Source organism: Mesorhizobium sp. M0615, from assembly GCF_040320805.1.
Lineage (GTDB): Bacteria > Pseudomonadota > Alphaproteobacteria > Rhizobiales > Rhizobiaceae > Mesorhizobium.
In genome coordinates this window covers 201,038-226,798 of record NZ_JAMYQI010000010.1, presented here as the reverse complement: position 1 = coordinate 226,798, position 25,761 = coordinate 201,038, and the positions used below count along the sequence as shown (strand labels likewise).

Here is a 25,761-nt window from a genome sequence, read left to right as displayed (position 1 = left end):
GACTTATATTGCAGTGCAGCATATAAGGGATGACCAAGGCAAGAACACGAACACGGTCGCGTGATCACATGAAATTTCGGTCATGAAGAAAGCCCCGCTTTGAAGGGGCTGCTCCACCGAAACAGGCGGGCCTCAGGCCACGAGGTCCGGCACCGGCCCGACATAGCGCGACTGTGGACGGATCAGCCGCCCCGTCGTCTGCTGTTCGCGCGCATGCGCGATCCAGCCGGCGACACGTCCGACGGCAAAGACATTGCTGAACGCCTGTGGCGGAAAGCCAGCCGCCTCAAGCACAAGCGCTGTGTAAAACTCGACATTGGTCTGCAGCGAGCGCTGCGGCTTGGCGATCCGCAGCACTTCGAGCGCCGTCTGCTCGACCTGTTCGGCGAAGGCCAGCCGGCGGCCGGCTTCGCCTTCGCTGCCGAGCTGCCGCACGACGGCTTTCAGCACATCGGCGCGCGGATCGCGCACGCGGTAGATACGATGGCCGAAACCCATGATGCGCTCGCCATGCGCGACCTTCTCGCGCAGCCAACCGGCCGCGTCGCCATGCGCCTGGATTGCATCGAGCATCTCGATCACCGGGCCGGGCGCGCCGCCGTGCAGCGGCCCCTTGAGCGCGCCGAGCCCGGCCAGCACCGACGATGTCAGCCCTGCCAGGGTCGATGCGACGACGCGGGTGGCAAAGGTCGAGGCGTTGAGGCCGTGATCGCACACGGTCACCAGATAGGTGTCGAGTGCCCTTGCCAGCGCCGGCGACGGGACGGATCCCTCGAGCATCCTCAGCATGTCGGCGGCATGATCGGCCTTGGCGTCAGGTGCGGTCGGCTGCTCGCCGCGCGCCAGCCGCAGCAGAGCCGGCGTCAGCACGGCGGGCGCCGCGATCAGCCGCAAGGCGTCCGTCAGCGTCTCGCCATCCGGCAGCAGCGCCATGCCGGCGCGCATGGCGCTATAGATCTCAAGCGGTGCGAGCAGCGGCAGCGAGGGTGCAAGCCGCTCGAACACCTCGACGCGAGCCTTGCCCAGCCTCGCTGCCAGTTCGGCATCGCCGGGAAGGCCGTCGAAGAAGCCGTCGAGCAACAGGCGAACCACTTGCGCATAGCGCCATCGTCCCGCCAATTCCGGCAGCGAATGACCGCGGATCGTCAGGCGGCCGCCAAGGCCATCGACATCGGAGAGCACGGTCTCCGCCGCCACCACATCATCGAGCCCGTTCGCCATATCTCATCTCCTTGCAGCTTTTCTGCATGGGAGATAAGGGTTGGGCTGCGCCTCGATCAATCTTGATCAATATAATCAATATGTGAGCTAAAATGTCCGAATGGCTGTCGCGGGAAGAGGCGCTGGAAAGGCTCAAGGTCCGGCCGCAGACGCTCTACGCCTATGTCAGCCGTGGCCGCATCGGCATGCGGCCGGATGAGAGCGACCCGCGCCGCAGCCAGTACCGCGCCGACGACATCGCGGCATTGGCGACCCGCCGGGCGCGGGGCCGCAGTCCCTCGGCCATCGCCGAGAGTGCGATCGCCTGGGGCGAACCCTCGATTGTCACCGCGATTTCGACTGTGCTGCACGGTCGACTGATCTATCGAGGGCAAGACGCCGTTGCGCTCTCCAAAGCGGCGACGCTGGAGGAAACCGCTGCTGTGCTCTGGGCCTCGCCTGAACCGGTGGCTTTCAAAGCTCCGTCACCTGAAGCGCCTCATCCAGTCGGCCGCGCCTCGGCCTTTGCGCAGCTTGCCATGCTTGCAGGCCACGGGCGGCCTTCGCTAGGACGCAGCGCCGCCTCGCTGTGCACCGAGGCCGCGCGCACAGTCGGAGCGCTGGCGCAGTCGCTGGGCGCTGAAGCCGGCACAGCGCCCGTCCATAAGCGCCTGGCGCAGGGCTGGTCGGTGGATGATGCCGGCGCGGAAGCGATCCGCTGCGCCCTCGTCCTGCTCGCCGATCATGAACTCAACGCATCGACCTTTGCCGCCCGCGTCGCAGCGTCCACAGGCGCCTCGCCTGCCGCATGCCTGCTGGCCGGCTTGGCAACGCTGTCCGGCCCGCGCCACGGTGGCGCCGGCGAAGCGGCGATGCAACTGGCTGAAGATGCAGCAGCCCACGGCGCGGATGCGGCGATCCGGCGCTGGCTCGGCCATGATCGGCCCTTGCCGGCGTTCGGCCATCCGCTCTATCCCGACGGCGATCCCCGTGCCACCGCACTTCTGGAAGTCATCCCTGTCGACGAGACGCTGCAACAGCTGCAAAAAGCCGCCATGGCGGCGGTCGGTGCCCAGCCCAACATCGACTTCGCCTTGGCCGCTCTGACGCGCGGCCTTGGCTTGCCGCGCGATGCACCGTTCCAGCTGTTTGCGCTCGGACGCAGTGTCGGCTGGGCCGCGCATATGGTCGAACAGATCATTAGCGGCAGCATCATCAGGCCGCGTGGCCGCTATGAGGGACGCGTGACTTAAGCCGACCTGGCCGTGTTCCCGAACCGCGCACGGTACGCGACGGGCGTCGTGGCGAACTGCTGACGAAAATGATGCCGCAGCGTGCCTGCCGCGCCAAAGCCGGCGGTCTCGGCAATCCGTTCGATCGGCATGGCGGTGTCTTCCAGCAGCGTGCGCGCCCGCGAAAGCCGTTCCGACAGCAGCCAGCGCGCCGGCGTGACGCCGGTCGCGGCCGCGAACCGGCGCAGGAACGTCCGCTCGCTCATCCCGGCAAGCTCGGCCAAGATGGCGACCGGATAATCGGCGGAAATATTGGCGCGCATCCTGTCGATCAACGGTCCGAGCCGGCTGCGCTCGTGCGGCTCGGGAACGGAGCTCTCGACATACTGCGCCTGACCGCCGTCGCGATGCGGCGGCACCACCAGACGCCGCGCCACCATGTTTGCCGCCTTGGTGCCGAAGTCGCGCCGCACCAGATGCAGGCAAAGGTCGATGCCCGCGGCACTGCCTGCCGATGTCAGCACATTGCCCTCATCGATGTACAAAACGTCCGGAATCACGGTGATGTCGGGGTACATCTCCGTCAGCTTCTCGCTGTAGCGCCAATGCGTGGTCGCTCTTTTGCCCGCCAGCAGGCCGGCGGCGGCAAGCACGAACACGCCCGAACAGATCGAAAGAATGCGAGAGCCGCGCTCGTGTGCCTTTCGAAGCGCCTCGATCAGCGCCGGCGGCACCGGAGCCTCCGTTCCGCGCCATCCCGGTACGATCACCGTGCCGGCCTGGCCGATCAGATCGATCCCGCCGTCGGCAACAATACGCACGCCGCCCAGCGCGCGCATTTCACCGGTATCAATACCGGCAACCGCAAAACGGTACCAATCCTCACCCATTTCCGGCCGCGGCAAGGCGAAGATCTCAACCGCCACGCCAAACTCGAACGTGCACAGCCCGTCATAGGCAACGGCAACGACAAGAGGGTTGGCAGGGCGCGGATTCGCAGAGGATGGCATGATCTTGACGATATATGGCAAAGCTGCCAGCTGCAATCGCCCTGCTTCCTGTCTTATCTCTCCGTCGCATCAGCAATGGAGATACGAGGATGAGCCACGTGACAGACATTCCGGCGGCATCGCCGGATATCGCCCGCGACCATTTTCTGCGCCGGCTTTCCGTCGAGACCGACTGTTCCGACGTCGCCGCCGCACTGCGTGCCGGAGAGCCGGACTTTGTTCTCCTGCATGTGGTCGGTTCGCCGGAAGCCTATGGACGCCGCCATGTGCCGGGCGCGCTGCATCTGCCCCACCGCGAAATATCGGCCGGGCGGATGGTGCAATGGCCCGAAAGGACGCTGTTCGTCGTCTATTGCGCGGGACCGCATTGCAATGGCGCGGATCAGGCGGCCTTCAAGCTGGCCAGCCTCGGTCGTCCCGTGAAGATCATGATCGGCGGCATAACCGGTTGGCAGGACGAGGACCTTCCTTTCGCTTCAGGCAAGGAGCCCGGTGTCTTGCACGCGTGAGGCCACGCGATATGGTCGGCCTTGAAGACTGAGCAAGCATGCAGAAGGCGATGGTTAGAATTCGTCCATTCGAGCGCCAGGATGTCGGTGCGGTGCTCGCCCTCATGCGGGCGCTAGCCGTCTTCGAGGGTTATGACGACAAGCTTCGCGTCACCGAAGCGAACCTCATCGAGCACGGGCTGGGGCCATCGCCCCGGTTCGGCGTGTTGGTGGCGGAGCGAGAGTGCGTGATCGTCGGCATCGCCGTCCACTACCTCATCCCCTGGACCTACGACCTGAAGCCGGTTGTCTGGCTGAAGGAACTCTACGTCACTGAAGCGACGCGCGGCATGGGGGTCGGCCATGCGCTTGTTGAACAGCTTCGCCAACACGCTTTGAGCATTGGCGCCTCCGCCATCAAATGGACGGTGCTGAAATCCAACTCGTCGGCCAAAGCCTTCTACCGCTCGCTCGACGGCCAGCCCGACGATATCTGGGAACCGTGGCAGCTGAAAATCGACCCGTGACGGCCGCCTCGACCAACTGAGGGCGGTCGACCATGCGGCGGTCGCTTACGACATCGTATCGAGCTTGCGCTGCATGGCGGCGATCTGTTGCTTCAGTTCCTGAAGGTCGTCGCCGCTCTTTTCCGGGACGTCCTTGCGGGCCGGCTCGGGTGCAGCCGCGGCCGCAGCATTTGTGGCGGCGGTCGGGAACGGCGTGAACAGGCGCATCGCGTTCTGGAACATTTCCATGTTGCGGCGTGTCTGCTCTTCCAGCGCCTTGATCGGCGTGGCGATCTTCATCACATCCAGCGGCGACTTGCCGATCGCGCCCTTCATCTGTTCGCGGAACCGCTCCTGCTCCTTGGAGAAGGCCATCATCGACTGTTCGAGGAAGCTCGGCACGATCTGCTGCATCTGGTCGCCATAGAAAGCGATCAGCTGGCGCAGGAACGGGATCGGCAGCATGTTCTGCCCATCCTTGTTCTCCAGTTCGAAGATGATCTGCGTCAGCACCGGATGGGTAATGTCGTCACCGGTCTTGGCGTCCTGGACGGTGAACTCCTCGCCCTTCTTGACCATCTCGGCCAGATCCTCGAGCGTCACATAGGTGCTGGTGCCGGTATTGTAGAGCCGGCGATTGGCATATTTCTTGATAATGATAGGGTCGTCTTTCGCGGCCATCAGCATCCTCCCGGGACACCGGCGCGCCTGAGTAAGCCGCCGGTAACGATTGCGCCATTTTTAAGGATATGCGCAAAAGCTCTATAATTCCAAGCGCTTTGTGCAGTGCGGCATCATTTATTGCTGCATGGCCGGCCAATTATGCTGCGCAGCAAAGGTTGGGCGATCCCGCCGGCCGCTCACGCCCTGCTTGCGGCGCTTGGCCGGCATGCCCATTTCCGGTTTGACTTGGGGTGTGGAACGGGCAAGAAAAGTCCCAACAAGCCCCCAAGAACACGACACCTCGAAGTCTGGAGAGAAAAATGTCCGCTTCCAATTCAATCGTCGTTGCCAGCGCCGCACGCACGGCTGTCGGCTCCTTCAACGGCGCCTTCGCCGCCACCCCGGCGCATGAACTTGGCGCCGTCGTGATCAGGGAGCTTTTGGCGCGCGCCGACGTCGAGCCGGGCGAAGTCGACGAGGTCATTCTCGGCCAGGTGCTGACCGCCGCGCAGGGCCAGAACCCCGCCCGCCAGGCGTCGATCAATGCCGGCCTGCCCAAGGAGACCACCGCCTGGGGGCTCAACCAGGTTTGCGGCTCTGGCCTGCGCGCCATCGCGCTCGGCATGCAGCAGATCGCCGCCGGCGACGCCACGGTGATCATCGCCGGCGGCCAGGAATCGATGTCGCTGTCGCCGCATGCCGAGCACCTGCGCGCCGGCGTCAAGATGGGCGACTACAAGATGATCGACACCATGATCAAGGACGGGTTGTGGGACGCCTTCAATGGCTACCACATGGGCAACACCGCCGAGAACGTCGCCCGCCAGTTCCAGATCACCCGCGACGACCAGGACCAGTTTGCGCTGGCCTCGCAAAACAAGGCCGAGGCCGCGCAGAAGGCCGGCAAGTTCAAGGACGAGATCGTCGCCTTCACGATCAAGGGCAGGAAGGGCGACACTGTCGTCGACCAGGACGAGTACATCCGCCACGGCGCCACCATCGACGCCATGTCCAAGCTGAAGCCGGCTTTCGACAAGGACGGCACCGTGACCGCCGCGAACGCGTCGGGCATCAATGACGGCGCCGCCGGCGCGCTGCTGATGAGCGAGGCTGAAGCCACAAGGCGCGGCATCACCCCGCTGGTGCGCATCGCATCCTGGGCGACGGCCGGCGTCGATCCGGCGATCATGGGAACCGGACCTATTCCCGCCTCGAAGCGGGCGCTCGAGAAGGCCGGCTGGTCGGTCAAGGACCTCGACCTTGTCGAGGCCAATGAAGCCTTCGCCGCGCAGGCCTGCGCCGTCAACAAGGGCATGGGCTGGGATACGTCGATCGTCAACGTCAATGGCGGCGCCATCGCCATCGGCCATCCGATCGGCGCGTCGGGCGCCCGCGTCTTCAACACGCTGGTTTTCGAGATGCGCCGCCGCGGCGCCAAGAAGGGCCTTGCCACGCTGTGCATCGGCGGCGGCATGGGCGTCGCTCTGTGCGTGGAAGCGCTGTGAACAAGAAGTGAGTAGTGAATAGGGAGTAGTGAATAGGGAAGAAGGAGCAGCGCGGCGGGATATCGATCCCTACTCGCTATTCCCTACTCCCTATTCCCTTCTTCCGACCAAAGGGAGGAAGAACTTTCAATGACCAAAGTAGCGCTCGTCACCGGTGGATCGCGCGGCATCGGCGCCGCCATATCGATCGGCCTGAAGAATGCCGGTTACACCGTTGCCGCCAACTATGCCGGCAATGACGAGGCAGCGGGGAAGTTCAGCGCACAAACCGGCATCAAGGCCTACAAATGGTCGGTCGCCGACTACGACGCCTGTGCCGCCGGAATCAAACAGGTCGAGGCCGATCTCGGCCCGGTCTCGGTGCTGGTCAACAATGCCGGCATTACCCGCGACGCCATGTTCCACAAGCTGACGCGCGAGCAGTGGAAGGAAGTCATCGACACCAATCTGTCTGGCGTCTTCAACATGACGCATCCGCTGTGGGGCGGCATGCGCGACCGCAAATTCGGCCGCGTCATCACCATCTCCTCCATCAACGGCCAGAAAGGCCAGGCCGGCCAGGTCAACTATTCCGCCGCAAAGGCCGGCGACATCGGCTTCTCGAAGGCGCTGGCGCAGGAGGGCGCGCGCGCGGGCATCACAGTCAATGTCATCTGCCCCGGCTACATAGCCACCGAGATGGTCAAGGCGATCGACGAGAAGGTGCTGAATGAACGCATCATCCCGCAGATCCCGGTCGGCCGCCTCGGCGAACCGGAAGAGATCGCGCGTTGCGTCGTCTTCCTCGCGTCCGAAGACGCCGGCTTCATCACCGGTTCGACCATCACAGCCAATGGCGGCCAGTACTTCGCCTGAACGACAGCAATTTCGCCCGGTAGGACGGGCCGCCTTATGGCCCGTTTTTCATCGCCGGGCGGCGATGTTCCCCGGGCCGCGCGCGAGACATTGACCCGTTCCGGCACGCAAAGATTAACGATTTTTAGGCGCCCTGTGCAAAACCCGGTTCGCAAGCTGTGAATTCTCGGTGGACAAGCTGTGGATAACACAAGATGTTGGGGTGAACAAACCAGGAAAATCCCGCGATCGCTGATTCGTCACCGATTCGTTCCGGCTTTGAGCGGAACGTTAACGACCAAGGCCGGGAACCACCGGAAACTGGTTAAGGCCGATTAAGAAAATTCAACAATTTCACAATGTTAGCCGAGGCGTATCGGATCACGACGATGCCCCGCCGGCAAAGGTTAACGCCAATGGTCGCCTTGCAGGAATCGGGCCAGTTTCCGCGATTCAGCATATGGTGAGACTCAGGCTCGCAAAATCCACATGTAGCCGTGAACAAAAGCTGAATCTGCCGGAGTCACTGATTCGTCGCCGATTCGTTCCAGACTCGTTCCAACTGTTAATTGAGACCTCAACGACGAACCGTGGGACTGCCGGCCGGAACATTCCGCTTTCGCTTCGCGCCTGAAATCCCTATGTGTCGCCTGTCATACGCGCCATGCGAGGCGCGCTCCCGACAACACGATGCAGAAAGCCTCATCTCCAGGCCGATGAACATCCAGCCGAAACACACCGAGCCGCTGATCCTGTCGGGCCGCGACGTGACTGCCGTGCTGGGTCCGACCAACACCGGCAAGACCCATCTCGCCATCGAGCGCATGGTGGCGCATGAGAGCGGCATTATCGGCCTGCCGCTCCGCCTTCTGGCGCGCGAGGTCTATGCCCGCGTCTGCGAAAAGGTCGGCGCCCACAAGGTGGCGCTCATCACCGGCGAGGAAAAAATCCAGCCGCCCGGCGCGAAATATTCGGTCTGCACCGTCGAAGCCATGCCGCGCGAGACCGACGTTGCCTTCGTCGCCATCGACGAGGTGCAACTCGCCGGCGACCTCGAGCGCGGCCACATCTTCACCGACCGTATCCTGCACCTGCGCGGCCGCCAGGAAACGCTGCTGCTCGGCGCGGCCACCATGCATGGCATCCTGCAAAAGCTGCTGAGAGGCGTCTCGGTGGTGACGCGCCCTCGCCTGTCGCACCTGGCCTATGCCGGCTCGAAGAAATTGACCCGCCTGCCGCGGCGTACGGCGATCGTCGCTTTCTCCGCCGACGAGGTCTATGCCATCGCTGAGCTGATCCGCCGCCAGCAAGGAGGAGCGGCGGTCGTGCTCGGCGCGCTGTCGCCCCGCACCCGCAACGCCCAGGTGGCAATGTTCCAGGCAGGCGACGTCGACTATCTCGTCGCCACCGACGCCATCGGCATGGGGCTCAACCTTGATCTCGATCATGTCGCCTTCGCCCAGAACCGCAAATTCGACGGCTACCAGTACCGCAACCTGACGGCGGCCGAGCTCGGCCAGATCGCCGGCCGCGCCGGCCGGCATCTGCGCGACGGCACCTTCGGCGTCACCGGCCAGGTCGATCCGCTGGACGAGGAACTGGTCAAGCGCATCGAGGGGCACGAGTTCGATCCGGTGAAGGTGCTGCAATGGCGCACCGCGCATTTCGACTTCGCCAGCCTCGACGCGCTGAAGCGCTCGATCGAGGCCAACGCGCCGGTCGAAGGCCTGACGCGCGCGCTGCCGGCGGTCGATGCGCAGGCGCTCGAACATCTCTCCCGCGACGAGGACATCCGCGCGCTGGCTACCAATGCCAAGCGCGTCGCGCTGCTGTGGGAAGCCTGCGCGTTGCCGGACTACCGCAAGATCGCGCCGGCCCAGCACTCCGACCTGATCGCTTCTATCTACACCGACCTCGCCAAACACGGCCATGTCGACGAGAACTACATGGCCGAGCAGGTGCGCCGCGCCGATACGACCGAGGGGGACATCGACACGCTGTCGCACCGCATTGCGCAGATCCGCACCTGGACATTCGTGTCCAACCGGCCGGGCTGGCTGGCCGATCAGGCACACTGGCGGGAAAAGACGCGCGAAATCGAAGACAGATTGTCGGATGCGCTGCATGAGCGGTTGACGAAACGGTTTGTAGACCGCAGGACTTCCGTCCTCATGCGGCGCCTTAGAGAAAATACAATGCCTGAAGCCGAAATCAGTCCTACCGGAACCGTCCTTGTCGAAGGCCATCATGTCGGCGAGTTGCAAGGGTTCCGCTTCACCGCCGACCAGAGCGCCGGCGGCGAAGACGCCAAGGCCGTGCGCACGGCAGCGCAAAAAGCGCTGGCCGCCGAGTTCGAGGCACGTGCCGAACGCTTCGGCGCCTGCGCCAATGGCGACCTTGCGCTCGGCTCCGACGGCACGCTGCGCTGGATCGGCGCGCCGATCGGCACGCTGGTTGCCGGCGAGGACGCGCTGAAGCCGCGCCTGGTGCTTTTGGCCGACGAGCAGTTGACTGGTCCCGCCCGCGACAAGGTCGCCGCGCGCGCCGAGCGCTTCGTCAATTTCCAGATCGAATCCTTGCTGAAGCCGCTGGTCGACTTGAAGAATGCCGAGCAGATCGCCGGCATCGGCCGTGGCATCGCCTTCCAGCTCGTCGAGCATTTCGGCCTCATCAACCGCCGCGACATCGCCGAGGAAATGAAGTCGCTCGACCAGGAGGGTCGCGCCGCCTTGCGCCGGCTCGGTGTGCGCTTCGGCGCCTACCATGTCTTCGTGCCGGCGCTGATCAAGCCGGCGCCCGCCGGACTGATCACGCTGTTGTGGGCGCTGAAGAACGACGGCAAGGACAAGCCCGGCTTTGGCGACGTGGTGCACGCCCTGGCTTCCGGCCGCACATCGGTGGTCATCGACCCGGCCTTCGACAAGAGCTTCTACAGGCTCGCCGGCTACCGCAATCTCGGGCGCCGCGCCGTGCGCATCGACATTCTGGAACGGCTGGCCGACCTGATCCGGCCTGCGACCAACTGGAAGCCCGGTCTGGGACAGCGCCCCGACGGCGCTTATGACGGCCAGTCCTTCATGGTGACGCCGCCGATGATGTCCATCCTCGGCGCCACCGCCGACGACATGGAAGAGATCCTGAAAGGTCTCGGCTATCGCGCCGAGCCGAAGCCGCCGGCAGAGGTGAAGGCGCGGCTCGAAGCGCAGGACAATGCCGCGCGGCAAGCGGCTGCGGCCAAGCTGGCGGAAGCCGCAGCAAAGGCCGAGCAGGCTCAGGCGGCGGAAGCCGTGGCAAGTGAAGCCGTCGCTGAGGCGCCGGCCGTTGGGTCGGAGCCGGATGCAGCCACCGAGATTACGGCTGAGGAGCCCGTCGCCGAAGTCGCAGCGGCCGTTGCTGCGGACGCTCAGCCGGGCGCGCCTCCCGAGGGTTCGGAGCCAACTGCGGCCGTTGAAGCCACCGCCGAAGCTCCAGCCATCGAGGAAGCAACGGCGGAGCCCGTCGCGGAAGAACAGGTCGAAGCTCCCATAGAAATCGCGGAAGAAGCTCCGGCTGTTGCAGAAGCTGACGACACCGTCCCCGAAAGCGCCGACGCCACCGTCGCCGAAAACGCCGACGCCCTTACCTCCCCCTCGATGGGGGAGGTCGCGGCGCGAAGCGACGCGGGTGGGGGTGACAGCGTTAACGAAGCAGGTGCAGACACAGCAGACACTTCAGGCGCAACCGCCGACGCCGGCGCTGCCCCCACCCCGGCGCTGCGCGCCGACCCTCCCCACGAGTGGGAGGGTGGAAGCGCTGAGCCTGTCCCCGAGGCCGAAGCGCCAAAGCCCATCTTGCTGTGGCGGCAGGGTCGTTTCGAGCAGCGCCCGCGCCATCGTCAAGGCCGGGACAATCGCCCGCGTAACGGCCAGGCTGGCCGCGCCGATGCGCCGGCCGACGCTGCCGGCGGACAGCCGGCACCGGGCGAACGGCCGGCCTATCAGGGCCGGCGCGACCAGCGCGACGGTGCCGCCAAGCCACGCTTCGACCGTTCGAAGTTCAAGCCCAAGCCGCAGGCCGAGGGCGAACAGCGCCGCGACGGCAAGCCGCAAGGCGAGCGTCCGCGCGAGGGCCGGCCTGACTGGAAAGGCGGCAGGCCGGAAGGCAAAGGCGGACCGCAAGGCGCCAAGCCGGCTTTCCAAGCCAAGCCACGCGAGGAACGCCCTGCGCGCTTCGATCCGGACTCGCCCTTCGCCAAGCTCGCCGCCTTGCGCGACCAGCTGAAGAAATAAGCCCCAGGTTCGCTGCGATGGTTGCTGAAGGTCGTCAGCGCATCGACAAGTGGCTGTTCTTTTCGCGCGCGATAAAATCGCGCTCGCTGGCGGCCAAGCTGGTTGTCGCCGGACGCGTCCGCATCAACAGCGACAAAGCAGCGCAGGCCTCCGATCTGGTCCAGCCTGGCGACGTTTTGACCATTACGCACGAGCGCCGTATTTTCATTTGGAAGGTGCTTGGCACCGGCGTGCGGCGCGGTCCGGCCGAGGAAGCGCGCACGCTCTACGAGGACATGTCCCCGCCGCCGGCGCCGAAAGGCGAGGCTGTTGCCGATGCCATTCCGGCGCTGCGCGACGCCGGCAGCGGCCGGCCGACCAAGAAAGAGCGCAGGCAAACCGACCGGCTGTTCGGCGAAGACTGAAGCCTTGGCCGTCTGCGCCATGGCGACGATCTGGAATTTCATTCCGGACACGCCGGCCCCGCCGGCAATGGCTGCCCTTGCAAGCGGCAGGCAAAGGCGTTACCTCACCAAAAAAGCCGCCGCATCGGCCCGAAAATCGGAGATCGATTTTCGGAAAGCACGATGCGCAGATTCAAAGTGTCAGAGCGTACTTTATGCGTCCAATTGGACGCACATCGCCCTAGCAAGAACGGGACGTCCCGGAGCCGACCAATGACCTATGTCGTGACCGACAACTGCATCAAATGCAAATACATGGACTGCATCGAGGTCTGTCCGGTCGACTGCTTTTACGAGGGCGAGAACATGCTTGTCATACATCCCGACGAGTGCATCGACTGCGGCGTCTGCGAACCGGAATGCCCGGCCGATGCAATCAAGCCCGACACCGAGCCGGGCCTCGACAAATGGCTGCAGGTCAACACCGAATACGCCGAGAAATGGCCCAACATCACCGCCAAGAAGGAGCCTCCGGCAGATGCCAAGAGCTTCGACGGCGAGGCCGGCAAGTTCGAGAAATATTTCTCCGCTGAGCCCGGCGAAGGTGACTGAGCGCATGACCCTGGAATCGGAATCGATTTCGGAAAGGGTGATGCGCAAAGCAAAAAAGTGCGGCCTATTGGATCGTCATAACGCTGCGTAACGCGCCTCATACATTAACTGCCTTGACGGGCGGCGATGTCGCTCGACCTTCGCGTTTGCAGCAAAACCTTGATTCTTCCGACTTTTTGTGCTACACCAGTTGAAACATGCCGGTGACACAACGTCGATTTATGGCGCAAGCGCCCCAAATCACTGAAAGGTGAAATCCCCAATCGGACCAGAGCGATCTGGGCCAGGCAGTCGCTATGTATGCGGTTTGCCGGTCCCGGCTTTTTCCGATGGGTTCATCTGTTGTGCGGCTAACGATCGGTGTCCCCGGTCGCATGCGTTCGGACCGGCAGGCCGCCGGTGCCACAACAAGGAGTTCAGGGCGTAATGGCAACGATCACCCCGCAGAAGAAGTCCACCTCGGCACGCCACGGTTTCAAGACCGGCGAGTACATCGTCTATCCGGCACACGGCGTCGGCCAGATCGTCTCGATCGACGAGCAGGAAGTTGCGGGCCACAAGCTGGAACTGTTCGTCATCGACTTCCAGAAGGACAAGATGCGCCTGAAGGTTCCGGTCGCCAAGGCGACCTCCATCGGCATGCGCAAGCTGTCGGAAGAGGATTATGTCGAGCGCGCGCTGAAGGTCGTGCAGGGCCGCGCCCGCGTCAAGCGCACCATGTGGTCGCGCCGTGCGCAGGAGTATGATGCCAAGATCAATTCGGGCGACCTGATCTCGATCTCGGAAGTCGTGCGCGACCTCTACCGTGCCGACAACCAGCCGGAACAGTCCTATTCCGAGCGTCAGCTCTATGAGGCGGCACTCGACCGCATGGCGCGCGAGATCGCGGCAGTCAACCGCATGTCGGAAACCGAAGCCGTGCGCCTGATCGAGGTCAACCTCAACAAGGGCCCGAAGCGCGGCGCCAAGGCCGACAATGAGGAAGCCGAGCAGGAAGAAGCTGCCTGATCGCTTTCACCGTCGAAATCATGAAAAACCCGGCCTTGTGCCGGGTTTTTGTTTTCCAAGGACGGGCGAGACCCGTGGCTCGCCCAGGCAGGGTCGCTGCGAAGCAGCGAGGATGGGGACGACACCAGACCGCACCCGGACCTTCCGTCCGACACTCCCCACAAGGGGAACGTAGAAGGCTCAGCCGCCGGCTTCCTTCTCCGCCTCCTGCTTCAGCGTCGCAATAAAACGCTTGGTCCGTTCCCGCTCCGGATTGCTGAACACCACGGTGGACGGCCCCTTCTCGACGACGACACCAGCATCGAGGAACACCACCTCCTGCGCGATCTTGGAGGCAAGGCGAAGGTCGTGCGTGGCCATCACCATGGTGGTGCCTTCGCTGGCGAGCTTTCCCAGCACGTCGACCACTTCCTGCGCCAGTTCCGGATCGAGCGCCGAGGTCGGCTCGTCGCAGAGCAGCACTTTCGGCGACGGCGCCAGGGCGCGGGCGATCGCCACACGCTGCTGCTGGCCGCCCGACAGCGTTGCCGGCCAATCGTCCGCCTTGTGCGCCATGCCGACCTTCTCGAGCAGCGCCAGTGCCCGCTCGCGCGCCTTTGCCGTCGGCCATTTCAGCACCGTCACCAGGCCTTCCATGACGTTCTCGATCGCGGTGCGATGCGGGAACAGCTGGAAGTTCTGGAACACCATGCCGGTCTGCAGCCGCAGGCGCTGGATGTCGCGGCTGGGGATCTTGATGCCGGGACGGAATTCCAGCGTCTCGTCGCCGATGCGCACCATGCCCGAGGTCGGGATCTCCAACAGGTTGATGCAGCGCAGCAGAGTGCTCTTGCCACCGCCGGAGGGACCGACAAGCGCGGTGACGCTGCCTTCGGCAATGGTGACCGTCACGCCCTTCAGCACCAGATTGTCGCCGAAGCGCTTTTCGATATCGGTGAGGCCGATCATGAGCGCGCCTCCAGGAAGCCGCCATAGCGGTTGAGCCGCTCCTCCAGCCGCGTCTGCAAGGCCGAAAGCACCGAGCTCATCGCCAGATAAAGGATCGCCGCCTCGACATAGAGGATCAGCGGTTCATAGGTGGTGGCGACGATGCGCTGCGCCGCCTGGAACATCTCCGGCACGGTGATGGCGGCGGCCAGCGACGTATCCTTGACCAGCGAGATGAAGGTGTTGGACAGCGGCGGCACGGCGACGCGGCCGGCTTGCGGCAGGATGGTGCGCCGCATCGCCTGGCTCCAGGTCATGCCGATCGAATAGGCCGCTTCCCACTGGCCCTTCGGCACCGAGCCGATCACGGCGCGGATAATTTCCGAACTGTAGGCGCCTATGTTGAGGGTGAAGCCAATCAGCGCCGCCGTAAAAGCATCCAGCAATATGCCGACCGAAGGCAGGCCGTAAAAGATCAGGAACAGCTGCACCAGAAGCGGCGTGCCGCGAAAGATCCAGACATAGAAGCGGACCACGGCAACCAGAGGCTTGGGGCCGAACAGCCGCACCAGGGCGACAACCAGGCCGACGAACAGGCCGAGTGCGAACGATAGCAATGTCAGCGGTACGGTGAAGATCAACGCCGCCCACAGCAGTGTCGGCAACGAGTCCAGCATCAGGTGTAGCCAGTGCGGCACGAGCGGCTCCTCCCTCACAGACCGCCGCGGTGACGGCAGTGCGATTGTGTGCTTCTCATATCATGCGAATAACGGCGAGCCGTCAAAGACGGCCCGCCGCTATTTGTCATTGCCGGCAAACCGCCGGGAGATGGTCTTTACTGCGAGACATCCTGGCCGAAATAGGTATCGGCGATCTTCTTGTAGGTGCCGTCGGCCTTGATGTCGGCCAGCGCCTTGTTGATCGCCGCGACCAGCTCCGGATCACCCTTGCGCACGATGACGCCGGAATAGTCGGCGTTCTCTTCCTGCGCGGCGATCTTCACATTGGCGTCCGGCTTGTGCTTCTTGAAGTCGAGGAAAGACAGGCTGTCATTGATGGTGGCGTCGGCGCGGCCGGTGAGCAGCAGCTGGATCGACTGGTCGAAGCCGTCGGTGCCGACAAGTTCGGCGCCGTTGGTCTCGGCGAGCTTGCCGAAATTCGATGTCAACGACTGTGCCGACTTCTTGCCCTTTAGGTCGGCGAAGGTCTTGATGTCGGTATTGTCGCCGCGCACGATCAGCACGGCCTTGGAGGCGATGTAAGGATCGGAGAAATCGTACTTGGCCTTGCGCGCGTCGGTGATGCCGACCTCGTTGATCACGGCGTCGTAGCGGTTGGCGTCGAGGCCGGCGATCAGCCCGTCCCATTTGCCTTCGAGGAACTCGACCTTGACGCCGAGCTTGTCGCCGATCGCCTTGGCGATCTCGACATCGAAGCCGACCAGCGCGCCGGAAGCATCATGATAGGTGAAGGGTGCATAGGTGCCTTCGGTGCCGACCTTGAGGGTGCCGGCCTGCTTGATCTGGTCAAGATTGGCGCCGGCATGGCCTGATGTAACAGCCAGAACCTGCAGCGTTCCGGCGACGATGAGCGAATTGAGCCATTTCATTTCTATGTGATCCCGTCCTTGGCCGGTGTCCGGCGCTTGTGAGAGCCGGAAACTGACAGATACAGCGCAGCATAATAAGGAACCAGATTTCAAAAAAACGGCGATCCAGAAATCAGATTCTCAAAGCAGCTCGGATCCGTGCCAATAGTCCCGATCTGCGGTGTCGATGCGCCCTGTCGGACCGCACAAAACAACCGCCCTCGGCGGCGGAACCAATCCCCGGTATGGCACGTTCATGGCTTGTTGTAGGGCGCCGCGTTTCCATTTCAAGAACCCTTGGCTGCGCTAGGCCCGAAGCAATTCCACGAAAGTGGGAAAGCGGTTTCCTTCGGAATTGCGTCAAACAGAGATAACGGCCGCCAGGCCGTCCGAAAATGTCCGGGAGCAGGAGCGCGGCATGATCGAAGACACGGCAGGACGGACCATGGTCCGCACGGCAATGAAAGCCCCTTACCTCGAGCGCGATGAGGAACATGTTCTCGCCTTGCGCTGGAAGGAAGACCAGGATCAGCAGGCGCTGCATCAGATTACCGTCGCCCATATGCGGCTGGTCATCTCCATGGCTTCGAAATTCCGACATTACGGCCTGCCGCTCGGCGATCTGGTCCAGGAGGGCCATGTCGGGCTGCTGGAAGCAGCCGCGCGTTTCGAGCCGGAGCGCGAGGTGCGCTTCTCGACCTATGCGACATGGTGGATCCGCGCTTCGATGCAGGACTACATCCTGCGCAACTGGTCGATCGTTCGCGGCGGCACCTCTTCGGCGCAAAAGGCGCTGTTCTTCAACCTGCGGCGCCTGCGCGCCCGTCTTGCCAATGGCGCCGAGCCGATCTCCAACGCCACGCTCTACCGCGAAGTCTCGGTAGCCCTCGGCGTCTCCGAGGCCGATGTCGAGAAGATGGATTCCAGGCTTTCAGCACCTGACTCTTCGCTCAACGCACCGCTCGCCGATGAGGCCGGTACCACCGAGCGGATGGACTTCCTGATTTCGGACGATCCATTGCCTGACGAGGTCGCCGGCGACACCATCGACGTCGAACGGCGCCTGATGTGGCTGAAGACGGCGCTCCGCGCGCTCAATGCCCGCGAACTCAGGATCATCGAGGAGCGTCGGCTGAGCGACGAAGGTGCGACGCTTGAGGCGCTTGGCGAGACGCTCGGCATTTCCAAGGAGCGTGTCCGGCAGATCGAGGCCCGCGCCATGGAAAAGCTCAAGCTCGCGCTGGTGAAGCAGAATCCGGAGTTCATGGCGGCCTGAGATTGCCAGGAACGGGGTACCCCGAGTTATCTCAGAAAAGTTATCTCAGAAAAAAGCACTACGAAGGCTGGGGTTTCTGACGAAGACCGGCGCTATCTGTCCGTGACGATCTTGACCTTGTCGCCGGCCGAAACCGAGGCGCCCGGCGACATCGCGTTGAGCACGCGGAACAGATCGAGCTTGCGGTCGACGCCGACCATCTGCGCCGAAAGTGTGCCCATCGTCTGCCCGGCCTGTACCGTGACGACGCGGATATGCAGCGGCTTCAGTGCCGCCTTCTCGGCGGGGCTGAGCACGCGGAACGAACCGCTGACCGAGCGTGCCACCGGATCGAGTGTCGTGCTGGCCGAGGGGGCCGCTGTCAAAAGCCGGTAGACCTGACCGCCGGCGCGGATCACCGCAATGTCGAACTGCCAGCCATCGGCGCCGGCGTGCGCGGTCGCCGCCTGGTTGCCGTCGATCGTCTCCTGGCGCACACTGGTCTCGTCGAGACCGGCCACCCAGCCGCTTCTGATGTAGTCGGTCAGCGCACGATCCTTGTCGATCGACACACCGTCGAAGCGGATCGCCATGTCGCCGGGACCGGTCGCCGTCACCGCCGCCGCCGAATTGTCGATGATGAAGCCGTCGGGCACCGTGAACGAAACGCCGAGGCCCGGATGCAGGAAGGTCTGGCCGCGCACATAGCCCTCTTCCGGCGTGTCGCCATAGAGCAGGCCGTCTATCCCGGCCAGGAAGGAATCGCGGTCGCGGGTGCCGATGCCCGGCGCGCCGAACTGGCGGGCGTGGCGCTGCGCCAGATCAATTCGCTGCGGCGTGTTGGGGTGCGTGGCCAGGAAGTCGAGGCTGGCGTCGGTGGCGCCGCTGATCGAGCGGAAATCGGTGTAGGCCGACATCGACTGCAGGAAACGCCCGGCGGCATAGGGATCGTAACCCGCCTCGCCGATCGACTTGATGCCGATGGCGTCTGCCTCCAGCTCCTGGTTGCGCGAGAACTGCGCCAGCCTCAGCTTGCCGCGGATCAATGCCTGCTTGGCGGTCGGGCTGTCGCCCAGCACATCGGAGACCACCTTGGTCGCCAGGCCTTCCTCGGCCTCGAGCTGCTGTCGCTGCAGACCGTGATTGGCGGTGACGTGGCCCATCTCATGCGCGATGACGGCGGCGAGTTCGGCCGAATCATTGGCCAGCGCCAGCAGGCCGCGGGTGACGTAGAGATAGCCACCCGGCAGCGCGAAAGCGTTGACGTTGGGCGAATTGAGGATGGTGATGCGATAGGTCTGGGTCGGATTGGCCGACACCACGGTCAGGCTGCCGACAACCTTGGCCACCATGCGCTCGAGCTTGGGATCGGAATATTCGCCGCCATAGGTGGCAAGGATGCGCGGATGCTGTGCCTTCGCCAGTTCGGCAAGCTTGCTGTTGGCGGCGACATTGTCGACCGTGATCGGCTTGTCGGAAGGCTGGAAGCCGGATTCCTGCACTTCGGGAGGCGTGAACATCTGGCAGCTGGCCAGCGCCACGGCAAGGCCGGCCAGCGCGAGGAAGCGCACCAGCGGTCTGCGTTTCAAAGTGTCAGTGCCGGTCGGCAGCACGGCGTTCCTTCAGCTCTCGGCGCATGATTTGGACCGGGGTCCGCGCCAGCGAAAAATCGGTTTCGTTGGCAATCCTGCACACATCAAAAAACCTACAGCGTTTACGCATCCGGCCGGGTGCGGCGCTGTAGGGGCAAATCACGGCTCGTGCCGGACCAGTACTAAGCGGACCTAGCCACATCGACTGGACCATGGCAAGCAAGCGCCACATCACCTGTAGCCGGTTTGGTCGTAAATTATGTCCGCTTCCGGGCAATATCGCGTGATCCGCCCGAACTTGCGCCGATATAGCGCCGAAACGCTTCAGGGCCAGTGCCGTCGAAAAAATCGGCGGCAGGTCCCGTCGCGGCAACCCTGCCATTGTCCAGAAAAACCATCTGCTCGCCGATACGGCGAGCGTCTTCCGGCTGATGCGTGACGAACAGCACCGTCATCGCCCGCTCGGCATGAACGCCGGCCACCAGGTCGAGCATGTCGTCGCGCAGTGCTGGCCCGAGCGAAGCGAACGGCTCGTCGAGCAGCAGCACCGGCCGGTCGCGCACCAGAACGCGGGCGAGCGCCACGCGCTGCCTTTCGCCGCCGGAGAGTTCGCGCGGCAGGCGCATTTCCTTGCCGGCCAGGCCGACGCGGTCAAGCGCCTCGGCGATTGCGGCGCGATCGGCGTCGGTCAGGTTGAGCGATGGCGAGCGGCCGAGCCCGACATTCTTCTCCACCGAGAGATGAGCAAACAGATTGTTTTCCTGGAATACCATCGACACCGGCCGCGCCGAAGGCGGCTTGGCGCCGACATCGGCGGCGCCGATCAGCACGCGACCGGACTCCGGCGTCTCGAAACCAGCCACCAGATTGAGCAAGGTCGATTTGCCCGAACCACTTGCCCCCATGATGGCGGTGATCTTAGATGTATGGAATTCGACATCGAACAGGAATGACGTTTCGCCATAGCTGAACGAGACCTTGTCCAGCCGGACAGTCGTGCCTTTCTCCACAGCGGACGTCACGATCTCTCTCCCCGTCCCAGCCAGTCTGCCGCGACCACCAATGCAAGGCAGACCGCCCCGAGCAGCAAAGCCAGCCCGGCAGCATCGGCCGTGCGATAGCTGCCCATGCGCGCCAGCAGGAGATAGGGCAAGGTCTGCACCGAATCGCTGCCGAACAGCGCGATGACGCCGAGATCGCCGAGCGACAGCGCCATGGCGAAGGCAAAGCCGGTGGCCAGCGGCCGCCGGAGCGATGGCCAGTCGACCAGAAGCAGCCGGTTCCAGCCCGCAATGCCGAGCTGCGCGCACAGCTTTTCGTGGCGCTCGCTCGCCGCATCATAGGCCGGGCGCATCGCGCGGATGGCAAAGGGCATCGCCATCACCGCATTGACGGTGACGACCATGACCGGCGCGATGGCAAAGACATCGCTGACCGTGCGCAGCAGGAGAAACCAGCCGGCGCCGATGACAATGGGCGGCACGACGAGGACGAAGCCGGCGCCGGTGTCGGTGGCATGTTCGAGCAATGAACGGGCACTGGACCGGCGGCGCAGCGACAGTGCCCGCCGAGCCATGATCAGCGACAGCGACAGCGCCACCGAAAGTAGCGCCGCCGAGAGGGCGAGACCGGCGCTGGTCAGGGTCGCCTGACGCACGGCACTCTCGCCCGCCAGCCGGCCGAGATCGGCGTCGAGGCCGGACGCGACGGTGGCCGCCATTGGTCCGGCGACGAACAGCAAGGCGAGCACGATCAGGACGGCGTTGAACGCTGTTTCTGCTTTGCCGGCCAAGTGATAGCGGCGCGGCGCGACAGGCAAATTGGCGTCGCCGGTCACATTGGCGCCGAGCCGCGTCAGCGCCGGCATGACGGCAAAAGTCAGCGCGATCTGCAGCACCGTCAGCGTCACCGCCCGCGCCGGATCGAAGTCGAAACGCAGTGCCTGATAGATGGCGACTTCCAGCGTCGTCGCCGCCGGCCCGCCGCCGAGGATCAGGACGATGGTGAAGGAGGTGATGCAAAGCATGAAGACAAGCCCCGCGACGCCCGGCAGCGCGGCGCGCAGCACCGGCCACTCGATCAGCCGGAAGGCTGGCCTCGCCCCCATGCCGAGCTGGCTCGCCAGCCGCCATTGATCGGCCGGCACCGTGCCCAGCGCTTCGAGGAACAGCCGGGTGGCCAGCGGCAGGTTGAAGAAGACGTGGGCGACGAGGATGCCCGGCAGCCCATAGATGTCGGGCCAGCTCTGGCCACCGATCGCGGCGAAATAACCGGCGCGGCCATAGAGCGCCAGTATGCCCAGCGCTGCGACAATCGCCGGCAAGGCAAGGGGCACAGTAAACAGCTGCAGGATGAAGCCGCGTCCGAAGAAGCGCGGATGCCGCGACAGCGCGCGGGCGACGAACAGCGCCGGTACGACGGAAAGCAGCATCGAGAGCGCAGCCTGCCAGAGCGTGAAGCGGACAACGCGCAGGAGATAGAGGTCAAAGGCGGACGCGGCGCCGGAAAGGTCGTGCGCGCCTTCGCGGATAAGGCCGGCGAAGGCGCCACCGATCAGCAGCGCGATTGCCGCAAGCGCGACAATGCCGGCCGTGATGCGGGGATCAGAGGGATAGTGCGCACGCATTTCGTGCTATCCAACCCTACATCGCATGTTGGCTGCTGACGGAAATATTTCACGGAGGTCGAGTTCCCGCCCACCCCCCTCTGTCCTGCCGGACATCTCCCCCGCAAGCGGGGAGATTAGCAGCTTCGCTCCCCGCCCCATCCTCGCCGCGTTGGAGGTTGGCGAAAGCTTCCGAGCGCTTGATCTCCCCCCTTGCGGGGGAGATGGCCGGCAGGCCAGAGGGGGGTGTTCAAGCGCCATCCTGAATTCCTACTTGCTCATCACCGCCAGCCATTCATCCACCCAGGCCTTGCGATTTGCCGCGACCTCTTCCGGGCTGAACAGCAAGGTCTTCGCCGGCTTGACCAGCCTATCAAAAGCCGGATTGAGCGGCTTGTCGGTTTTCCCGGCCGGGAACATCCAGTTGGTCTCCGGAATGACATCCTGGAATTTCGGCCCGGTCATGAAGGCCAGGAACTTCGCCGCCAGCGGATTCTTCGCGCCCGTGGTGGTGATGCCGGCGACCTCGATTTGCAGATACTCGCCTTCCTCGAACGAGGCCGCCTGGTAGCGCCCGGTGTTCTCGGCCACCATGTGGTAGGCCGGCGACGTCGTATAGGAAAGCACCATCGGCGCCTCGCCCTTGGTGAACAGGCCGTAGGCCTCGCTCCAGCCCGGCGTCACCGTCAGCACTTTGCCCTTGAGTTTCGCCCAGGCTTCCGGCGCCTTGTCGCCATAGACCGACTTGACCCACAGCAGCAGGCCGAGGCCCGGCGTCGACGTCCTCGGATCCTGGATGACGATCTTGTCGGCGGCATCGCCCTCGACCAGTTCCTTCAGGCTCTTCGGTGGGCTCTTCAGCTTTTCGGTGTCGTAGACGACGGCGAAATAACCATAATCATAGGGCACGAAAGTGTCGTCGCTCCAGCCGCCCGGCACGTTGTTTTCAGCCACCGCGCCATGTCGGACAAACAGGCCGGAAGCCTTGGCTTCCGCGGTGAGGTTGGTGTCGAGACCAAGCACGATATCGGCCTTGGTCGAGGCACCTTCGAGCTTGACGCGGTTGAGCAGCGCGACGCCGTCGGCCACCGAGACGAAGTCGACGCTGCAGCCGCACTCGGCCTCGAATTCCTTCTTCACCTGGGGCCCCGGACCCCAGTCGGCAGTGAAACTCTCATAGGTATAGATCGTGAGTTTTTCCTGCGCGGACGCAGAGCTTGCCAGCAGCGAAACAGCAAGCCCCAGCGCTGGGACAAGACGGGACAAAAACATGCGCATCGGCGCCTCCTTCATTCGTGTTGAAAGGAATTGAGGCGTCGGGCTGTCCGAAGCGTCTAATCCCTCCGCCGGTACAAACCGGATCAGGTTCAGCGGGTTGGCGAGACTGCCTCTCAGCCGGTCCGCGAAGATCGCGTCCGGCACCCCGTTAGAGCGTTTCGACACATAGGCCCGGCCAAGGTGCCACGCAAGTGGAAGTTTGCCCGAGCATGATCCCGGAAAGTGGAATCCGTTTCCGGAAAAAGATCATGCTCCAACAAAGAGTGATGGTGCCGCTCGGCCTTCCGTTTCGTCGGCGGGGCTGGTAAGGGCCAGCGGATATGAGCACATTCACCATCCTGCTTGGCGGCGATCTCGTCCGCACGCCGCGGCTCGACCGCCAGGTCGCGGGCACGCGCGTCATCGCCGCCGACGCCGGCATCGATCATGCCCGCCTGCTCGGCGTGATGCCGGAGCTGTGGGTCGGCGATTTCGATTCCGTGCCGGCGGACCTGCCTGCCGATCTCGCCGCCGTGCCGCGGGAGGTGTTTCCTCCCGAAAAGGACAAGACCGATGGCGAACTGGCGATCGCGGCGGCATTGGAACGCGGCGCCACCAGCCTGGTGCTGGCCGGCGCTTTCGGCGGCAAGCGCGCCGACCACGCCTTCCTCCATCTGGCGCTCAGCCTGCGGCTGGCCGAGGCCGGGACAAAAGTGCTGTTGACCAGCGGAGCGCAGGAAGGCGCCCCTCTGCTGCCTGGCAAGGCCGGCTTCGACTATGCCGACGGAACGCTGTTTTCGGTGCTCGGCTTTTCCGATCTTTCGGGCCTCACCGTGTCCGGCGCGAAGTGGCCGCTCGACCATGTCGAGGTCGTGTTCGGCTCGTCGCTGACCATCTCGAACGAGGTCAAGTCCAACACGACCGGGGGAGGCCTCGAAATCGCGCTCGGCCATGGCCGCGCGCTGCTGCTCGCCCACCCCTACCCCTTGCCTGAAAGCTGACATGGCCCCGCCCCTTCTCAACCTCGACGGCATAAGACTGACCTTTGGCGGCACGCCGCTGCTCGATGGCGCCGAACTGACGGCGTCCGCCGGTGACAAGATCGCGCTCGTCGGCCGCAACGGCTCCGGCAAGTCGACGCTCCTGAAGATTGCCGCCGGTCTGATCGAGCCGCAAGACGGCGAGGTCTTCCGCCAGCCTTCGGCAACGGTGCGCTATCTCCCGCAAATGCCCGACATGGACGGCTTTGCCAATGTGCGTGCCTATGTCGAGGCCGGGCTTGGGCCTGCCGACGATCCCTACCGCGCCACATATCTGATGGAGCATCTCGGCCTCGCCGGCACGGAGAACCCCAACGATCTCTCCGGTGGCGAGGCGCGCCGCGCAGCACTTGCCCGCGTCATGGCGCCCGAACCCGATATTCTGCTGCTTGACGAGCCGACCAACCATCTCGATTTGTCGGTCATCGAATGGCTGGAAGAGGAGCTCGTCCGGACGTCTTCGGCGCTGATCGTCATCTCGCACGACCGTCGCTTCCTCGAACGCGTCTCGCGCGCCACTGTCTGGCTCGACCGTGGCCAGACCCGCCGCCTCGACAAGGGCTTTGGCCATTTCGAGGAATGGCGCGACCTTGTGCTGGAAGAGGAAGAGCGCGAACAGCACAAGCTCGGCCGCCAGATCGTGCGCGAGGAGCATTGGCTGCGCTATGGCGTGACGGCTCGCCGCAAGCGCAACATGCGCCGCCTGGGCGAACTGCAGACCATGCGCCAGCGTTTTCGCGGCCATCGCGGCGCCGAGGGCTCGGCCACCATGGTGGCCAGCGACGCCGCCGAATCCGGCAAGCTGGTGATCGAGGCCAAGAACATCGAGAAGAGTTTTGGCGACCTGACCGTGGTCAAGGGCTTCTCGACCCGCATCCAGCGCGGCGATCGCGTCGGCCTTGTCGGGCCGAACGGCGCCGGCAAGACGACGCTGTTGAAGATGCTTACCGGCGAGATGAAGCCCGATGCCGGCTCGGTGCGGCTCGGCACCAATCTGGAAATCGCCACGCTCGACCAGGAGCGCGAGGCGGTCGATCCGGCCGAGACCCTGGCGCAGTATCTCACGGACGGGCGCGGCGAAAACCTCGTCATCAATGGCGAGCAGCGCCATGTCGTGTCCTACATGAAGGATTTCCTGTTCAAGCCGGAACAGGCGCGCACCCCGGTGCGCGAGCTGTCCGGCGGCGAACGGGCGCGGCTGCTCCTGGCGCGTGTTCTGGCGCGGCCGGCCAACCTTCTGGTGCTCGACGAGCCGACCAACGATCTCGACATGGAGACGCTGGAACTGTTGCAGGAACTTGTCGCCGGCTTTGCCGGCACGGTCATCCTGGTCAGCCACGACCGCGACTTCCTCGACCGCACCGTCACCAGCATCATCGCCCCGGACGGAGGCGGCCGCTGGATCGAATATGCCGGTGGCTATTCCGACATGCTGGCGCAGCGCGGCGGCACCCGGCTCGACGACCGCAAGGCGCGCGCCAAGGCCGAAGCCAGCGATGCGCCGGCGCCGGGCAAGAGCGAGCCGGCAGCGCCAAAAGGGCCGTCGAAGAAACTGTCGTTCAAGCAGAAATTCGCCCTGGAATCGCTGCCCAAGAAGATCGAGGCGGTAATGGCCTCGATCTCGCGTTTGGAAAACAACATCGCCGATCCCGCCTATTACGAGCGCGACCCGACCTCGTTCCAAAAGACCATCGCCGCCCTCGACAAGGAACGCGCCACGCTGGCCGCACTCGAGGAAGAGTGGCTGGAACTGGAAATGCTGCGTGAGGCGATGGAGGGGTAGCATTG

22 protein-coding genes and 1 riboswitch are annotated in these 25,761 nt (G+C 64.2%); of the genes, 12 read left to right on the top strand and 10 right to left on the bottom strand.

All coding sequences use genetic code 11. The features are described from left to right. Positions 1–132: 132 nt before the first annotated feature. On the bottom strand, positions 133–1,221 hold the full coding sequence (locus NKI46_RS19575) for a citrate synthase/methylcitrate synthase (RefSeq protein ID WP_352747472.1): 1,089 nt from the start codon (positions 1,219–1,221) through the stop codon (positions 133–135). A gap of 92 nt (positions 1,222–1,313) precedes the next feature. Between NKI46_RS19575 and NKI46_RS19570 the strand changes: the two genes are divergently transcribed. Beyond that, the gene (locus tag NKI46_RS19570; protein WP_023737351.1) at positions 1,314–2,453 is read left to right on the top strand and encodes a citrate synthase; all 1,140 of its coding nucleotides are present in this window, start codon (positions 1,314–1,316) and stop codon (positions 2,451–2,453) included. Here NKI46_RS19570 and ftrA read toward each other — a convergent pair. Further along, on the bottom strand, positions 2,450–3,442 hold the full coding sequence (gene ftrA / locus NKI46_RS19565; RefSeq protein ID WP_023737350.1) for a transcriptional regulator FtrA: 993 nt from the start codon (positions 3,440–3,442) through the stop codon (positions 2,450–2,452). The genes NKI46_RS19570 and ftrA overlap by 4 nt on opposite strands. A gap of 89 nt (positions 3,443–3,531) precedes the next feature. On the opposite strand from ftrA, the gene NKI46_RS19560 reads away from it, so the two are divergent. Together NKI46_RS19560 and NKI46_RS19555 are read left to right on the top strand one after the other, a co-directional pair. Then, positions 3,532–3,951: a rhodanese-like domain-containing protein gene (locus NKI46_RS19560; RefSeq protein ID WP_023702797.1), complete on the top strand. Its 420-nt coding sequence runs from the start codon at positions 3,532–3,534 to the stop codon at positions 3,949–3,951. Between the two features lie 38 nt (positions 3,952–3,989). Further along, positions 3,990–4,457, top strand: a complete 468-nt coding sequence (locus NKI46_RS19555) for a GNAT family N-acetyltransferase (RefSeq protein WP_352747468.1) — start codon at positions 3,990–3,992, stop codon at positions 4,455–4,457. Between the two features lie 45 nt (positions 4,458–4,502). On the opposite strand, the gene phaR is transcribed toward NKI46_RS19555, so the two are convergent. Further along, complete coding sequence (phaR, locus tag NKI46_RS19550) at positions 4,503–5,117, bottom strand: polyhydroxyalkanoate synthesis repressor PhaR (protein ID WP_023685813.1); 615 nt, start codon at positions 5,115–5,117, stop codon at positions 4,503–4,505. A gap of 302 nt (positions 5,118–5,419) precedes the next feature. Between phaR and NKI46_RS19545 the strand changes: the two genes are divergently transcribed. The 6 genes from NKI46_RS19545 to NKI46_RS19520 all read left to right on the top strand — a co-directional run bounded on the left by NKI46_RS19545 (position 5,420) and on the right by NKI46_RS19520 (position 13,709). Then, positions 5,420–6,604 (top strand): acetyl-CoA C-acetyltransferase, encoded by a 1,185-nt coding sequence (locus NKI46_RS19545; protein WP_023712818.1) that lies wholly within the window; start codon positions 5,420–5,422, stop codon positions 6,602–6,604. A 129-nt stretch (positions 6,605–6,733) separates the two neighbouring features. After that, a complete protein-coding gene (gene phbB, locus NKI46_RS19540) occupies positions 6,734–7,459 on the top strand; it encodes an acetoacetyl-CoA reductase (RefSeq protein ID WP_023698448.1) in 726 nt (241 codons plus the stop codon). Positions 7,460–8,154: 695 nt separating this feature from the next. Beyond that, on the top strand, positions 8,155–11,706 hold the full coding sequence (locus NKI46_RS19535; RefSeq protein ID WP_023749353.1) for a helicase-related protein: 3,552 nt from the start codon (positions 8,155–8,157) through the stop codon (positions 11,704–11,706). Positions 11,707–11,723: 17 nt separating this feature from the next. Further along, a complete protein-coding gene (locus tag NKI46_RS19530; RefSeq protein ID WP_023737349.1) occupies positions 11,724–12,110 on the top strand; it encodes an RNA-binding S4 domain-containing protein in 387 nt (128 codons plus the stop codon). A gap of 252 nt (positions 12,111–12,362) precedes the next feature. Continuing rightward, entirely contained in the window at positions 12,363–12,701 is a 339-nt protein-coding gene (gene fdxA, locus NKI46_RS19525; RefSeq protein ID WP_013529180.1) for a ferredoxin FdxA, read from the top strand. A 426-nt stretch (positions 12,702–13,127) separates the two neighbouring features. Next, entirely contained in the window at positions 13,128–13,709 is a 582-nt protein-coding gene (locus NKI46_RS19520) for a CarD family transcriptional regulator (RefSeq protein WP_023673664.1), read from the top strand. Between the two features lie 180 nt (positions 13,710–13,889). On the opposite strand, the gene NKI46_RS19515 is transcribed toward NKI46_RS19520, so the two are convergent. The 3 genes from NKI46_RS19515 to NKI46_RS19505 form a co-directional block, all read right to left on the bottom strand. Beyond that, positions 13,890–14,657, bottom strand: coding sequence for an amino acid ABC transporter ATP-binding protein (locus tag NKI46_RS19515; protein ID WP_023673665.1), 768 nt, complete (start codon positions 14,655–14,657; stop codon positions 13,890–13,892). Further along, positions 14,654–15,334 carry an amino acid ABC transporter permease gene (locus NKI46_RS19510; RefSeq protein WP_352747464.1) on the bottom strand — a complete coding sequence of 227 codons (681 nt, stop codon included), beginning with the start codon at positions 15,332–15,334 and terminating at the stop codon, positions 14,654–14,656. The genes NKI46_RS19515 and NKI46_RS19510 overlap by 4 nt, the downstream gene beginning before the upstream one ends. Positions 15,335–15,471: 137 nt before the next feature. Further along, positions 15,472–16,245: an amino acid ABC transporter substrate-binding protein gene (locus NKI46_RS19505; protein ID WP_023702802.1), complete on the bottom strand. Its 774-nt coding sequence runs from the start codon at positions 16,243–16,245 to the stop codon at positions 15,472–15,474. A 397-nt stretch (positions 16,246–16,642) separates the two neighbouring features. On the opposite strand from NKI46_RS19505, the gene NKI46_RS19500 reads away from it, so the two are divergent. Next, positions 16,643–17,500 carry an RNA polymerase factor sigma-32 gene (locus NKI46_RS19500; protein ID WP_023825040.1) on the top strand — a complete coding sequence of 286 codons (858 nt, stop codon included), beginning with the start codon at positions 16,643–16,645 and terminating at the stop codon, positions 17,498–17,500. Positions 17,501–17,592: 92 nt separating this feature from the next. Here the strand turns inward: NKI46_RS19500 and NKI46_RS19495 are convergent, their stop codons facing one another. The 4 genes from NKI46_RS19495 to thiB all read right to left on the bottom strand — a co-directional run bounded on the left by NKI46_RS19495 (position 17,593) and on the right by thiB (position 22,954). Continuing rightward, the gene (locus tag NKI46_RS19495; protein ID WP_245260137.1) at positions 17,593–18,999 is read right to left on the bottom strand and encodes a M48 family metalloprotease; all 1,407 of its coding nucleotides are present in this window, start codon (positions 18,997–18,999) and stop codon (positions 17,593–17,595) included. A 329-nt stretch (positions 19,000–19,328) separates the two neighbouring features. Next, the gene (gene thiQ / locus NKI46_RS19490; RefSeq protein ID WP_031198630.1) at positions 19,329–20,093 is read right to left on the bottom strand and encodes a thiamine ABC transporter ATP-binding protein; all 765 of its coding nucleotides are present in this window, start codon (positions 20,091–20,093) and stop codon (positions 19,329–19,331) included. Further along, on the bottom strand, positions 20,090–21,697 hold the full coding sequence (thiP, locus tag NKI46_RS19485; protein ID WP_352747460.1) for a thiamine/thiamine pyrophosphate ABC transporter permease: 1,608 nt from the start codon (positions 21,695–21,697) through the stop codon (positions 20,090–20,092). Before thiP ends, thiQ begins: the two co-directional genes overlap by 4 nt. Positions 21,698–21,946: 249 nt before the next feature. Further along, positions 21,947–22,954 carry a thiamine ABC transporter substrate binding subunit gene (gene thiB, locus NKI46_RS19480; protein WP_352747458.1) on the bottom strand — a complete coding sequence of 336 codons (1,008 nt, stop codon included), beginning with the start codon at positions 22,952–22,954 and terminating at the stop codon, positions 21,947–21,949. A 43-nt stretch (positions 22,955–22,997) separates the two neighbouring features. Beyond that, a riboswitch (TPP riboswitch) is annotated at positions 22,998–23,112 on the bottom strand. Positions 23,113–23,274: 162 nt separating this feature from the next. Between thiB and NKI46_RS19475 the strand changes: the two genes are divergently transcribed. Beyond that, positions 23,275–23,934 (top strand): thiamine diphosphokinase, encoded by a 660-nt coding sequence (locus tag NKI46_RS19475; protein WP_023752857.1) that lies wholly within the window; start codon positions 23,275–23,277, stop codon positions 23,932–23,934. 1 nt (position 23,935) lies between these two features. Next, positions 23,936–25,756, top strand: a complete 1,821-nt coding sequence (locus NKI46_RS19470) for an ABC-F family ATP-binding cassette domain-containing protein (RefSeq protein WP_023685801.1) — start codon at positions 23,936–23,938, stop codon at positions 25,754–25,756. The last annotated feature ends 5 nt before the right edge of the window (positions 25,757–25,761 follow it).

What these genes read in the sequence shown, in the direction of transcription:
- NKI46_RS19515 (WP_023673665.1), bottom strand. Translation starts at nt 14,657, where the DNA reads ATGATCGGCCTCACCGATATCGAAAAGCGCTTCGGCGACAATCTGGTG.
- NKI46_RS19535 (WP_023749353.1), top strand. Translation starts at nt 8,155, where the DNA reads ATGAACATCCAGCCGAAACACACCGAGCCGCTGATCCTGTCGGGCCGC.
- NKI46_RS19475 (WP_023752857.1), top strand. Translation starts at nt 23,275, where the DNA reads ATGAGCACATTCACCATCCTGCTTGGCGGCGATCTCGTCCGCACGCCG.
- thiB (WP_352747458.1), bottom strand. Translation starts at nt 22,954, where the DNA reads ATGCGCATGTTTTTGTCCCGTCTTGTCCCAGCGCTGGGGCTTGCTGTT.
- NKI46_RS19470 (WP_023685801.1), top strand. Translation starts at nt 23,936, where the DNA reads ATGGCCCCGCCCCTTCTCAACCTCGACGGCATAAGACTGACCTTTGGC.
- NKI46_RS19505 (WP_023702802.1), bottom strand. Translation starts at nt 16,245, where the DNA reads ATGAAATGGCTCAATTCGCTCATCGTCGCCGGAACGCTGCAGGTTCTG.
- phbB (WP_023698448.1), top strand. Translation starts at nt 6,734, where the DNA reads ATGACCAAAGTAGCGCTCGTCACCGGTGGATCGCGCGGCATCGGCGCC.
- NKI46_RS19560 (WP_023702797.1), top strand. Translation starts at nt 3,532, where the DNA reads ATGAGCCACGTGACAGACATTCCGGCGGCATCGCCGGATATCGCCCGC.
- NKI46_RS19570 (WP_023737351.1), top strand. Translation starts at nt 1,314, where the DNA reads ATGTCCGAATGGCTGTCGCGGGAAGAGGCGCTGGAAAGGCTCAAGGTC.
- NKI46_RS19495 (WP_245260137.1), bottom strand. Translation starts at nt 18,999, where the DNA reads ATGTTCACGCCTCCCGAAGTGCAGGAATCCGGCTTCCAGCCTTCCGAC.
- fdxA (WP_013529180.1), top strand. Translation starts at nt 12,363, where the DNA reads ATGACCTATGTCGTGACCGACAACTGCATCAAATGCAAATACATGGAC.
- ftrA (WP_023737350.1), bottom strand. Translation starts at nt 3,442, where the DNA reads ATGCCATCCTCTGCGAATCCGCGCCCTGCCAACCCTCTTGTCGTTGCC.
- NKI46_RS19520 (WP_023673664.1), top strand. Translation starts at nt 13,128, where the DNA reads ATGGCAACGATCACCCCGCAGAAGAAGTCCACCTCGGCACGCCACGGT.
- NKI46_RS19530 (WP_023737349.1), top strand. Translation starts at nt 11,724, where the DNA reads ATGGTTGCTGAAGGTCGTCAGCGCATCGACAAGTGGCTGTTCTTTTCG.
- NKI46_RS19555 (WP_352747468.1), top strand. Translation starts at nt 3,990, where the DNA reads ATGCAGAAGGCGATGGTTAGAATTCGTCCATTCGAGCGCCAGGATGTC.
- NKI46_RS19545 (WP_023712818.1), top strand. Translation starts at nt 5,420, where the DNA reads ATGTCCGCTTCCAATTCAATCGTCGTTGCCAGCGCCGCACGCACGGCT.
- phaR (WP_023685813.1), bottom strand. Translation starts at nt 5,117, where the DNA reads ATGGCCGCGAAAGACGACCCTATCATTATCAAGAAATATGCCAATCGC.
- NKI46_RS19575 (WP_352747472.1), bottom strand. Translation starts at nt 1,221, where the DNA reads ATGGCGAACGGGCTCGATGATGTGGTGGCGGCGGAGACCGTGCTCTCC.
- NKI46_RS19500 (WP_023825040.1), top strand. Translation starts at nt 16,643, where the DNA reads ATGATCGAAGACACGGCAGGACGGACCATGGTCCGCACGGCAATGAAA.
- thiP (WP_352747460.1), bottom strand. Translation starts at nt 21,697, where the DNA reads ATGCGTGCGCACTATCCCTCTGATCCCCGCATCACGGCCGGCATTGTC.